8 protein-coding genes are annotated in these 12747 nt (G+C 35.6%); 3 read left to right on the top strand and 5 right to left on the bottom strand.

Annotated features, from left to right (window positions below; all coding sequences use genetic code 11):
* Positions 1-24: 24 nt before the first annotated feature.
* Both C0Z22_RS08320 and C0Z22_RS08315 read right to left on the bottom strand, forming a co-directional pair.
* The gene (locus tag C0Z22_RS08320) at positions 25-1203 is read right to left on the bottom strand and encodes a serine protease (RefSeq protein WP_158246860.1); all 1179 of its coding nucleotides are present in this window, start codon (positions 1201-1203) and stop codon (positions 25-27) included.
* 213 nt (positions 1204-1416) lie between these two features.
* Entirely contained in the window at positions 1417-2991 is a 1575-nt protein-coding gene (locus C0Z22_RS08315; RefSeq protein WP_146037844.1) for a hypothetical protein, read from the bottom strand.
* A gap of 189 nt (positions 2992-3180) precedes the next feature.
* Between C0Z22_RS08315 and C0Z22_RS08310 the strand changes: the two genes are divergently transcribed.
* A complete protein-coding gene (locus tag C0Z22_RS08310; RefSeq protein WP_103217895.1) occupies positions 3181-4128 on the top strand; it encodes a hypothetical protein in 948 nt (315 codons plus the stop codon).
* Here the strand turns inward: C0Z22_RS08310 and C0Z22_RS08305 are convergent, their stop codons facing one another.
* Both C0Z22_RS08305 and C0Z22_RS08300 read right to left on the bottom strand, forming a co-directional pair.
* Positions 4129-8736 (bottom strand): hypothetical protein, encoded by a 4608-nt coding sequence (locus C0Z22_RS08305; protein ID WP_103217894.1) that lies wholly within the window; start codon positions 8734-8736, stop codon positions 4129-4131.
* Positions 8737-8855: 119 nt separating this feature from the next.
* Positions 8856-9962: a BamA/TamA family outer membrane protein gene (locus tag C0Z22_RS08300; RefSeq protein WP_158246859.1), complete on the bottom strand. Its 1107-nt coding sequence runs from the start codon at positions 9960-9962 to the stop codon at positions 8856-8858.
* 10 nt (positions 9963-9972) lie between these two features.
* Between C0Z22_RS08300 and C0Z22_RS16015 the strand changes: the two genes are divergently transcribed.
* On the top strand, positions 9973-10518 hold the full coding sequence (locus C0Z22_RS16015; protein WP_103217892.1) for a hypothetical protein: 546 nt from the start codon (positions 9973-9975) through the stop codon (positions 10516-10518).
* A 39-nt stretch (positions 10519-10557) separates the two neighbouring features.
* Here C0Z22_RS16015 and C0Z22_RS08290 read toward each other — a convergent pair whose 3' ends face one another.
* Positions 10558-12219: a long-chain-fatty-acid--CoA ligase gene (locus C0Z22_RS08290; RefSeq protein ID WP_103217891.1), complete on the bottom strand. Its 1662-nt coding sequence runs from the start codon at positions 12217-12219 to the stop codon at positions 10558-10560.
* 225 nt (positions 12220-12444) lie between these two features.
* On the opposite strand from C0Z22_RS08290, the gene C0Z22_RS08285 reads away from it, so the two are divergent.
* Complete coding sequence (locus C0Z22_RS08285; RefSeq protein ID WP_103217890.1) at positions 12445-12696, top strand: DUF5522 domain-containing protein; 252 nt, start codon at positions 12445-12447, stop codon at positions 12694-12696.
* The last annotated feature ends 51 nt before the right edge of the window (positions 12697-12747 follow it).

Raw genomic sequence — 12747 nt, 5'->3', positions numbered from 1 at the left:
CTTTGTTCTTTAAGCCACTCGATATTAGTAACACGGTACTGTTACAACGTAGTCCCCATACTTTTGAGTTGAATACTTATTAAATTTCTGGACTCCACTATTTGGTAAATCAAATGAGTAAGAACCGCTGATAATTGACTTCCAGCTTCTGTTCTTAGCAGCTAAGTAGAAAACTCCGTTTGGACTTACTGCAAGCTCTTTTGTTTCACCTGCACCAACAGTGTAGAAGCCTACTGTATTCCACTCATTTTCAATATTCTTATAATTTAAAGCGACTCTCGCCTCATTACTCTTACAAGTATTTTTAACAAGGATGCGAACTAGCAGATCCTGTTCAATTTTCTTTGTTATCCACTTTTCTTCAAATTCATTACTCGTCGAAAAGCTTCCATCAAAAATTGTATTAATGATTTTTTGTCTTTCTTTAGATAGGAAACTTCCAAAGTTCATTCTAGGACTCTCACTAGTGATTACACCATGAATAAAGAAATTATCGTATTGTGAGTTGTAGACAAAAATTGGAGAACCACTTTGTCCTTTAAAAACATCACATTCTACATTTAAAGAAAGATGGTTATAATTACTATTAGTGATATCACAACCTGTTTCATAAAATTGTTTTGCACTCGGCTTATCTCCTGGATAGCCGATTGTTAGTGTTTCACCATTTGGGAATGATTCTGTTCCCCAGTAGCCATGTGTTCCAACCCTTTGCCCTGCGTGTTGTCCATCACTGCCAGCACCAAGCTCAAGTATTGCAATATCTTCAGAAGAAGAAAAACTCTCATTATCATAAAGTTCAGGATGATAGACACGAACAACTGGATAACGTCCGCTATCAAAATTATCGACACCATCGATCCCTGGATAAAAGTATGTATTCTTAAGTAAGTTACTTGTATCTGAGAGGTATACACAGTGAGCTGCTGTAATAACAAATTTATTTTTTATAAGTGTCGCGCTACATGTTGCAGTTTTTTTAATTCCAGAGTTTCCAAGCTTCAGATCAGACCTTAACTGGCCAACTTTTCGATAGAAAGTTTTATTTAAATTATCAATCGTTGATCTTCGATCATCATTTCCGATGATGATATTACTACTACTTGCCTCGACTACTTTCTCAATAGTTGCACTGTCATTTTGACAAGAAGTCAGCCCCATTAGTAGCGCTGTCATACAAATAAGTTCTTTAGCTTTGCTCATAGTAAAACCTTTCATTAAGTTGATTAATAAATTGATCTTAGAACGAATAAGGCTAAATATCTTCTATTGTGAACATATTTCATAGGCCGTTTAGGATAAATACGGCCCAAAGCAATGTATTTTTAAGTACTTAGATAATAAAAAAAGCCTCCATACGGAGGCTTTCTATTTCGTTGTTCCCCAAATTCGACCAATGCCTAAGCACTGATAAATTTAGTCGTTGTCGTATTGATTTGAGCAATTCATGTAGATTGGTAAGTGATCACTTATTACCTCTTTTAGATAGCTGTAATAAGTCTTATCAAATAACTGAGAATCGATCACGCGATCGTAGAACTCTTGCTTGCTTTCTTCGATATCAAATCTTTTAACAAGCTGACCGCTTTTAACTGTCATTTTATTTTCAATTGAACGTACATAATTACTAACAAGTGATTCAACTTTTTCACGTCCGCCTGCTTTTAGACGGTACATATCTTTTTCTCTTGTTGTTGAGTAGTACATTGCATTTGAGCGAATTAGGTATCTTCTATTAATTAGACGAGAAAAATCACCTTCAATGAAGTTAAAGATTTTAGCAGCTCCATCACCTTGGCAATTTGTCGTTTCTTTAGGATCAAATAGAAAGTGGTCATAGTTACTCTTTGTCCCATGAGTGATCGTCCCATCAGAAAGACTCTTACCAACGGCCATTGAAGTTGCTCCCTCAATTCTAATTTCAAGATTATTGAAATCCTTGAAGAAGGTTTCCCAGTAATTATTTGAACTTTCTAAATTAAAGTCACCTAAAATAATATAGTCTTGCTCATAGTAAGACTTTCTTAGGTAATCAACAAATTCTGCCATTAGTCTTACTTCCGCAAAACGAGCGTATTTAAGTTGTGTTACACCTGGACCAATATCTTTATAGTCATCAACACCAAAAACATTATTCAAAATCTTCTTTTGAAGTGCTTCATCTGATGGAGCATTGTGAATGACGTGAGTTGAAAGAAGAGTGAAATCAAACTCCCCTGATTCAAATGTCGAGATAAAAGGCCTACGTGAAAAAAGACCATCAACATCACGTCCAAATGTCTTTTCATCTAAAACTGGAAGACAACCAAATTTACCATTACGGCCGTAACGATCGCTGCAGTAATCCGTCTTCTTTAGCTCAACAACACTACTTCTATAGTAGTAACCTGTTAGCTCCTTTACTGTAGCATTCTCACTTCCCTCTTGTTTACCAGATAGAACAAGTGACCAAGAAGAATCAAGTTTCTGAAGCTCTTTTAAAAGAAGAATATATCCAGGAAAATCGTATTGCTCGCGAATTAGAGCAAGTTCATTTCTTGTTGTTAGTGCATTTACATCTGTGTTAGTTGTTTCAAGCTCAGCAAGACGATTTGTATAATACTCAACAATTGCATCATTGTGTCTTTTACTAAGGCCATTATTTGAAGTTAACTCAACAGCAGCAACAACATCCCAATGATTAATTATCTCTGCCACTAACTCGTGATCTTTGTATTCAGTTTGAGTTGCACCTGGCTTAAATAAATTAAAAGCGCCAATGCGAACTTGCTTGGACTCTTTCTTAACTCTTTGACGATTATAGTTTCCAACGAATTTAGAATAGATTTGATATTCAGTTTGGCACTCAACTTCACCAACGCCACCAGCGAGGAAAGTTCTTAGACGACGACAGGTTTCAATTTCAGATTCTGTTGCTCCATCGATACTTGCTACGGCCAAATTTGGCAGTAAAAAAGTAGATAAAACTAATACCTTAAATAAGTTTACCATAATACGTTCCCCAAAGTGAGGCGTCATTGTACCCAAGCGATTCTCTTAATTCAAGGATTGTTCATCTTCATAACATCCTGATTTCCTTCGTATTTTGAGGATTCTCCCCACCGACACATAGCATCTTACTAAATATTTGATCAAAATTAGCCGATATTTTAGTTAAGAAATTATCAGAAGAGGGTTTGAATGAAATTATCATCAAAAATAGTATTCCTAATGCTTACGAGCCAGTTGTCATTTGGTTCGGTATTCAGTGTATTTAAGTCAGCAGGTCACGGCCTAGATGAGCTTTTGATTAAGAGTGGAATCGCAGACCAAGAAGTGAGGTCTGTTGTTGCGAATAATATTGAATTGGCAATGAAGGATCTTTCTCACACTGGAAAGAAAGAAGACTTTAGTATGAATACCCTTAAGATGATGGTTTCGGGATCGCAGGACAAGGCCCGTTTTCAGAGAATGGAAGAAGTATTTACAAAAGATTCCGCGTCTCCAGAGGAAATCAAAAATGCTATCAATAACTTTGTCTACCTATCACAACGTTATGGGTATAACAAAAGTGGTATCCTTTCATGTGCACCTTGTGTGAACAAAAATTTATCTGATGCTGGTTTCAACTTTGTTTTATCTGAAATGAAAGATGATTATTCTCAAAGAATTTTTAAAGTGATGTCTCGTTATAGCTCACCAGTAAAAATGTCTCGTCAGATAAACTCTGCCGTAAAGACACAAAAATGGTCAAGCCGTACACCAATGCTAAATGCAACGGATGAAGAATCATTACTATATTTCTTAACTGCCGAAAAAGTAGGCTCACCAGTGCAGAAAGATCTAATCTCTGCAATTAGAGATGTTTCAGTTAGTGGTGGAAAGGTTGACCTATTTAGCAATACAAATGGACATAAGTTCTATTCGTTTCTATCAAGTGGATTCAGCGATGCAGAAATGACGGAGTTAACTCGTCTTCTTAAAGCAACTTCTGATGAAATGAAAGAGACTAAAAAAGGTACGATGGATGCATTCTTTGATGTACTTCAAAGAGAAGCTGATGAAGCGAGAACACCAGCAACTCGTCAAAAGAAGCTGGCATTAATTGAATATTTAAGAGATCCTGATACTAAGTGTTTTTCTAAATAATTAAAAAATTTCGACGCTACCAAGTGATCCATTGTCCTTTATCTTTAGAACTTTGAGAGCATTTAGGTAGCGTTGTAAGCTTCCAATATTTTCTTTTTTCATTGTATCTCTCATAACTTTATAGGCTAATCCTGAAAACTCTGGAGACTTAAATAGTCCTTCAACATCTGCACTTGCCCATAGATAGCGTGAAAGAGTGTTCTCAACTGTTCCATTTGGAGAATAAAGAATTCTATTAAGTTCACTAAATGTTTGTTCTGGAGTTAATCCATCAAAGCTTACATTATACTTATTCATGAATTTAACAGCTGCGCGGTCATTCTCTAGGTTTCTAACGATTCCAGAGATAGCCTTTTCTTTAACAGTAGCAATCATCGTTTCAACTTCAGTAACTTCCTTCTTACTCATCTTAGGAAGAGCTTCAAGAACTGAAACTTCAAGTCCACGGTAAATATCTCCTACTGTTTCGGCCATAAGAACTTTCTTCATTCCTAAAGTTTCACGTGCTGAGCGACGAGCAACTTCTGAAATAAGTCTTGCACGAGCAGTAAAGATCTTTCTCATAAGAACACCCTCTCCTACTGCTGAAATCACAGGTAGTCTTTTTCCAAAGAATCCACCAGTGTGAGGAGCACCTTGAATTAGCATGTATGGAAAGTCTCTCTTTCTAAGAGGAATCTTTACAAAAATCTCAGTTAGAGTATCAGCATTCTTTGCAATATAATCAGCAAGCTCTGCTTCAGGAAGTCTTTGTAATTCATCATAAATCTTTAAGAATTGGCGACGATTCTTAGCAAGGTTTGCAGTGTTTTCATTCCAAGCGCGAACGATCCAATTTGTCCCTCTCATGTAGTGACCTTGGTCTGCTTTTCTCACTCTTAGCTTAGAGCGAGCTGCCTTAGAAGAGTTACTGAAAGTTGTAGAGTTAAGTCTCTTCACATAACTTCCCATATAGTGTCTAAGCTCTAATGGACTTCCATTAAATAGCTTTGAAACTGTACTTCCAAGTGCTTCATCTACTTGAGAGTAATTTAAATTAACAGCAACATCACTAGTATAACGGTAGATTCCACCATGTGAACGAGTAATTGCTTCTTCAACACTTGCAACAATATTCTTAATTGCTTTGTTATAGCTTGCTTGAGAAAGCTTCCCAGCAGTGTAATTAGCTTCAATACGGTCCATTTTTTTAAGAGTTTTCTCGACAAATTCTTCATCAAGATCAAGATTTCTTAGATTTTGAGCAATATCATCCATCGACTTTGATGAAAGCATTTTCTTAAATACATCACTATATTTCTTAAGACCAAGAACTAGCTTTGCAAATTCAACCTCAGACTCATTTACGATAACCGAAGCATCTTTACCAGACTGCTTTAAGGCTTCTTTAATACCAAGTTGAGAGCGATTCTTAACAATTGCTTTTAGAGATTCTTTAAAGATCTTAGAACCAACTGAAACACTTCTAGTAAGAATTGAGATCATTGAAATCGTTCCAATGACTTCAAATGCTACGGCCATCCATCCTTTTGCTACGTTTTCAGTTGAGTTTGAATCTGTGTAACCAAGCTCGGCCATCTCACCTACGTATTCCTCACTTCTATCGGCACGAAATTTTACTTTTGTTTCTAAGCGAATGGCATTTGCTTGCATACCAAATCCAACTGCACCAGCACTTGCAATAGCAAGACCGCATAGGCCACCAGTTACAAGTGTACATGAACCTGCAGCAAGTACGGCACCCATACCTAAAAGGAAGCCAAATACACCATTAAACATTGCCCACTTCTCGTCGCTATTCCAGTCATCCATTCTATCCATTAACTCTTTAGGTACAGCTGGGATACCTAGTAGTTGATTTAGTTGATCTTGGATCTTAACTGTTGCATAAAAGTTTTCTTTTAAACTATCGATATCATCTTCATCGATCTGACAGAATTTATTAAGCTTCTTATAAGTATCTTGCTGACGCTTAAGTGCAGATCTTTTTAAGATTTCTTTGTATACAGGAGTCTTAAGATCCATATTTAACTTTAGAAAGTTATGTACTAATTCATAGTCATCGAAGATATCAATACTATCTGGACGAGAATCAAAAATTGCTGATCTTTCTTTGTGTGACTTAGCAGCTAAGATTTCTTTAAAGAATGCTACTTTCTCTACATCTTCTTCTTGTAAGCGCTCGTTGATATCCTCAGTTGTTTGATATAGAAGACGGCCATCAATTGTCTCATTGGCAGCATCTTCAATTTGATTACGATCTAGAGTTACTTTATTTGATAAAGAGTCAATTAACTCAAATGCTTTTTTTCCAGAGTTAAGTTCAGCAGTCATGATCTGAGTCGTGTCTTTATTGAACTCATCAAATATTGTGTTCCAAAGTCTCGCATATTCATCTTTCTTTAACTCATTCGTTAGAAAGTTAGGTTTGATGCTACGGTTTACTTTAAGAATTTCAGCTGCCTCTTCAAGGTTTTCAAGATAAGCCTTCATATTATTATTAAAACATTTATAGCTATAATCTACTCTCATTCCACGAGAAGTTTTCTTATATGTCTTAACCTGCCCATCTCTGATATTTTGCAGCTCTTCACGAGCAACTAAGTATCCTAATCGTACCTTTGCAAGAGGATTAAGGGCCTGCATTTGGTCAAGTAAGTAATCATATTCATTTGTTACAAGCTCAGAAAATACTTTTGGACCAGTTCTTAGGTAATCAAATACTTTAGCAAGAGTAACATAACTCTCTTTAACTTTTGATTGATCAAGGCGTGCAACAGGAATGAATTTTCCATCAATCTTTAAAGAGTCAATATAGCTTACAACTCTCTTTAGAACATTATCTTTTCTTGAAAGTCCCTTACAAATCTGAGCTGGATTTCTGTAACAAAAACCAAAAAGCATTGTATTGTGACGAGAACCAACCTTAAACTCTTGTGAATCTTGAAGCTCAAGAGCTTTATGATAAAGAGTATTTAGTCCCCAGTTACGGTATGACTCTTGAGAATAGAGAGAAGGAAACTCAATTACAACTTTATTGTTCTTTAATTCATTTTTAATTGAATCACTAATAATATCTTCTAAATTCTCAGTTCTAGCTTGTGCCATTTTAGAAGCCAGGTATGGTGAAGCATTAATTGCTGAAGGATAAATATTTTCAACATACTTCTGGTCACCTTCGTAAATATCAACTTCAATAGTCTTCGATTCTGGAACAACACCAATAATATCATTGATAAGGCCAATATCTTTTGTTGTTACTTGCTTAGAAGTTTGCGTTCTTGTACCTCTTTTATAAGAGTAGATATTTTTCTTATAGGCTTGAGCGATCTCACCCATCTTCATATCAACAAACTTATTGTATGCATTAACTTCATCAAAACCTGCTTTCAAATATTTTTGATAGAAGTTTGTAGCTTCTTTTCCCTTTGCCGCTCTTAGAAAATTTTCAACAGTAGTTGAAGCAACCATTGTTTCAGCTAAAGGATTAAGTTGCTCAGCCTCTCTAACGCTCATAAGCTCAAGGTTAGATTCATCATATGAAAGGCCAGAGTTATTAATAAGGTTATCTAGGTAAGTTTTTGCAACTGATTCATCAACTTTTAGTTCTAAAAGTTGTGGCCATGAACCATTAACTTCACTACGACAGCTCTTAGGAATCACGATCTTATCTTCTTCAGATTCGATCATTAGGTCGTAGTTTTTAATTTGAGTTGCCATCATTTGAATCGTTAGAATTCTTAAAGCACGTAGATAACTCTTTGCACTTGGAGATTCATTGACTGTTACAACATCTCTTTTAGAATTTAAAAATGAATTAAGCTTTAGTTCAACATCACTTCCATCAATATTTACAGTGAAGAAAATCTTATCTTTCATTTCACCGTGAACAAGAAAATTATAAAGCTCAGTTTCTTCTTCAATAAAGTCAGTCGTTAACTTTGGAAGAATTTGATCCATTTTGATTTCAGACACATTTCTAAAAGGAGAAAGGATAACCTTAATATCATATAGGCCCTTAACAACTGAATCGTTATAAGCAAGTAGAAGCTGCTCTTTATCAGCATAAGCTTCATTTGTGTTATTAATAATGTCTTCGATCTTTGTCTTAAGTGACTTCGCTCTTGTGAAGTAATTTAATGCTTGCTTAGAGTAAGTATCGATTTTTCTATTTTGAGTACGATTTAGTTTTGCATCAACTTCAACTTCAGCAAGAACAGAAGCAATGCTTGAAAAAAGGTTTTCTCCACGAGAAGTTTTCTTTGCTTCTTGTGCTCTTTGCTCATCTTGATAATCTTTTACACCACAAGAATTCTTCTTGATTGAATCAAGAAAAGTAATAAATTCAGTTTGAAACTCAGCTTCACCTTCTGATTCTTGAGCACTTTGTGCTTGAAAGCCTTGTGCAATTTGACCAAGCTCTTCTTCAGAAAGATCACTTGAAACATTTCCACGAAGATTCTTTTTAATTTCACTAAGCTCTGAAAGAACTTCCTCTAGGTCATAAACACTTGCAACAGATCGAGCATTTTCGATCGTCTGAGCAAACGCCATTTGGAATGAACAAAGAGAAATAATAATGAATGAGATTAGCTTTTTTAGTTTCATGCCCTATATAGTGCAATCACAGTGCCAACTAACTGGGACAAAAGATCAATAATTTTGGCTACTTACAGTATTACATGGTGTCTAAAAAATGAACATAGTGTCTACTTCATGTGATTCGATCAGATCGCCTCATTTAAGGCAAAATACATCGTAAATTCTTTTTCTCGGCCATAGGCGATGTCGACTCTCGAGTTGAGATTTTGCTTAGGTAGAATTTTGTAACGAATTCCTGTCCCAATATGTGTAAGTGGATCGGCTTCAAATAAGTCTGATGGAATCTGGTTTCCAACTCTTGACTCTCCTCCAAATGTAAAACCAACTCCGACAAATCCAGCTAGACCAAACTTTCCATCCATAATCGATTGGAAGTAGTGCTTATACTCACCTTCAAAGCGTATCATATTAGCACCTTCATACACTTTTCCAGTGTAACCTCGCGGTCCTCGTGAACCATAGTTATAATTATAATTAGGATTTGTGTCACCTAGATTAAAGCTTGAATCAAATAGCCATGAAAACAAATGATTCGTATTTTCTGCCAGAGAAATATAATGCGAGAAAGTTGCCTCTAGCGTAGTGATATTATCATCTCCTCCAAGATTTTCTCGATAGAAATTCGTTCGTGTATTTAAGTAAAAGCCTTTAGTTGGAGAAAATGTATTATCTCTCGTATCATAGAATAAATTAAATTTAAGACCTGTATTTGTTGCATAATTCTCAGGATTTATATCGGCCTTAAAAATAACCTCATTCCAGATGATCCCACCACCAATAAAGAGATCACCCCACACTCGATAGTTAACATTAACAATAACAGCACGAATCTTATTAGATGTATCAAGGAATCGCTCAAGTTCAGCTTGAAACATCTGACTTAATATATTTCCTTCAAGATAACCACCTGTGATACGCCACTTATCTTCACCGAGATGAAGCTTCGTTCCAATAGCCCCCATTGCGGTTCCATTTGTCGTAATCTTTCCATAAGCACCTATAATAGAAGGTGGCACAGTCTTTGTACTATTCTTATACTTTCCGCTATTTGCATCAAAGAGATACATCCCAATAAGATCGAGTCCTAGTTTAGTGCTTGGCATATAAGAAGGACCTGGAACAATGACGAATTGTCCCTCATCGAGGCCTGTTGAGGCCTTAACGTCACGTTGCACTTTTTGGGCAAAAGTCATAGAATGAAAAAGAATTAACGCTAATAACAAAAATCTCATTGAGGAGCCTATGTTTAAGATATTTTTTCTTTTCTTTTTATCATTCTCCTTTTCTTTTGCAAATAATATTAGTTTCCACAAAGAGATCTTCCCAAGTGTAGAAGACCTGAAGAAGACCAGTATTACTGATACGATTAGTGAGAATCCCATAAATACTACGATTCAAATAGCTTATGATAAAAATGGTAAAAAGCTTGGATTTATTAGAGAAGTAAATACGACGACAGGATGTAATAGTGCATGTCTACCTGTGATCTTTACACTCTATTACAACACGAAGTATGAATTTCTAAAGCTGAAATCTAAGGCAGGATTAACTAAAAAGTTTCACAAACCAATGACTGTCGATGATATCAATCGCCTACACCTACTTATTGGAATCAATCCTGAAGTATTTAAAAAAGTAAAACATCCAACTGATATGACGGATGCATTAACAGGAGCGACAAAGCCAGAATTTGTTGATGCTGTTGTGAAGGAAGCTGCTTATTCGACGTTGAGAATTAATACTTATAATCAAGATACAATCAGACAATTAAAAAGTTTAAAGTTATAAAAAAGGGAGCTGATTAGCTCCCTTTTTATTTTAATGAGGTTATTGTCCTCTTAGATCTTTTCTTAGAATCTTCCCAACATTTGACTTAGGAAGCTCAGTTCTAAATTCAATAATCTTTGGTCTCTTATAAGCAGTTAGGTTTTCTTTACAGAATGCTAGAAGCTCATCTTCAGTTAGAGACTGATCATTTTTTACGACAAATAGTTTTACGATCTCACCTGATTTTTCATGTGGTACACCAACTGCAGCACATTCAAAAACTTTAGGATGAGTAACTACGATTTCTTCAATTTCATTTGGATAAACATTAAATCCTGAAACAAGAATCATATCTTTCTTACGGTCAACAATTTTGAAGAAACCTTCTTCATCCATCACACCAATATCACCAGATTTAAAATAACCATCAGGAGTCATTACTTTTGCCGTCTCTTCAGGACGTCCCCAGTAACCCTTCATAACTTGTGGACCTTTAATACAGATCTCACCTACCTCACCAGCGTTCAGAGTATTTCCATCATCATCTTTGATACATACATCAGTTGATGAAACAGGGATACCAATCATTCCATTGTAGTCTTTAAGATCCATTGGGTTGATACAAGCAGCTGGAGATGTTTCAGTTAATCCATAGGCTTCAATTAATGGAGTTTTTGTTACCTCTTTCCATCTTTCAGCAACAGCACGTTGTACAGCCATTCCACCACCAAGAGTTAATTTTAGCTTTGAAAAATCAACTGATTTAAAGTCTTCATTATTTAAAAGACCGTTAAATAGTGTGTTTACACCAGTAAATGCTGTAAATTTCCACTTCTTCAGTTCTTTTACAAATCCTGGAATATCTCTAGGGTTAGTAATTAGAACGTTTAGTGCTCCAATTTTAGAGAACGTAAAACAGTTCGCTGTAAGTGAGAAGATATGATAAAGCGGAAGAGGAGTAATGATAATTTCTTCACCTTCTTTTACAACTGGTGAAATCCACTCGCCTGCCTGCAGTAGGTTTGCAACGATGTTACGGTGGATAAGTTCTGCACCTTTAGAAACACCTGTTGTCCCACCTGTATACTGTAGGAAAGCAAGATCAGAACTATTAATTTCTGGCTTTTTAAATTTTGACTCATCACCTTTATCAAGTGCCTCAAGAAATGACTTAGCGCCAGGAAGATCCCATGAAGGAACCATCTTCTTAACATGCTTAATAACAAAGTTTACAAGTAGTGACTTTGGAAATTTAAGCATATCACCAATTTGAGTCACAAGTACGTGCTCAATTGGCGTATTCTTTACAACTTCAGCAAGAACAGAAGCTGAGTTTTCAAAAATGATAATTACTTTTGATTGTGAATCCGTTAATTGGTGCTCAAGTTCTCTAGCAGTATAAAGAGGGTTTACGTTTACACAAACCATACCTGCACGAAGAATACCAAAAAGAGCAACAGGGTATTGAAGAATATTAGGCATCATAATAGCGACACGGTCACCTTTTTTAAGCCCAAGATCATTTTGAAGATAAGAAGCAAATTTCTTTGAAAGATGATCAATCTCTTTATAAGTTAGAGTCTTTCCCATGCAATGGAAGGATGGCTTATTAGCAAATTTAGTAAAACTCTCATCTAATAATGCTGGAATTGAAGGATATAATTCAGGATTAATTTCTTCAGCAACACCATTTTGGTAGTGCTTAAGCCAAGGTTTAGTCACAGGACAGCTCCATTTGTTACTATTAATAAATTTAGTCTAGATTTTATTGTATTTTAATTTTTAGCTACTTACAATACGGAATCTAAATGCGTGTTGCATTATAGTGATCAAATTTGAAAATTTCCTTGATGTAATAAATTTTATTAGATATAAGAGTGACCGTTTTGCAAAACACCACACACACTTTAGGCCCCCTGAATTAGGGGCCTTACTTTTTTAGAGCCTATGACAAACTCTCACGACGATTCCAAAAAAGATTTCTATATTAATGAAGACGGTAATACTGTTTTTACAAAAGAATTCCACTTACGTCGTGGCTACTGCTGTGAAAGTGGCTGTCTTCATTGCCCTTTTGGCTTTAACGAAAAAGCTGATGATGACTCGAGCAATATTCCTCTAGAACTTAGAAAGCAAGATTTGAATGAAGAGGTATCTGACGAGGACTTAGCAGAGTATTACCTTAAGGATTTTGAATAAGTTTTAGACAGTTGCAAAATCATTTTACCTTCTTAGGACACCTAACATACT

Origin of the sequence: Halobacteriovorax sp. DA5 (assembly GCF_002903145.1) — a bacterium.
Taxonomy (GTDB): domain Bacteria; phylum Bdellovibrionota; class Bacteriovoracia; order Bacteriovoracales; family Bacteriovoracaceae; genus Halobacteriovorax_A.
Note: the sequence above shows the minus strand (reverse complement) of the source record. Positions and strands in the feature narration are given on the sequence as shown.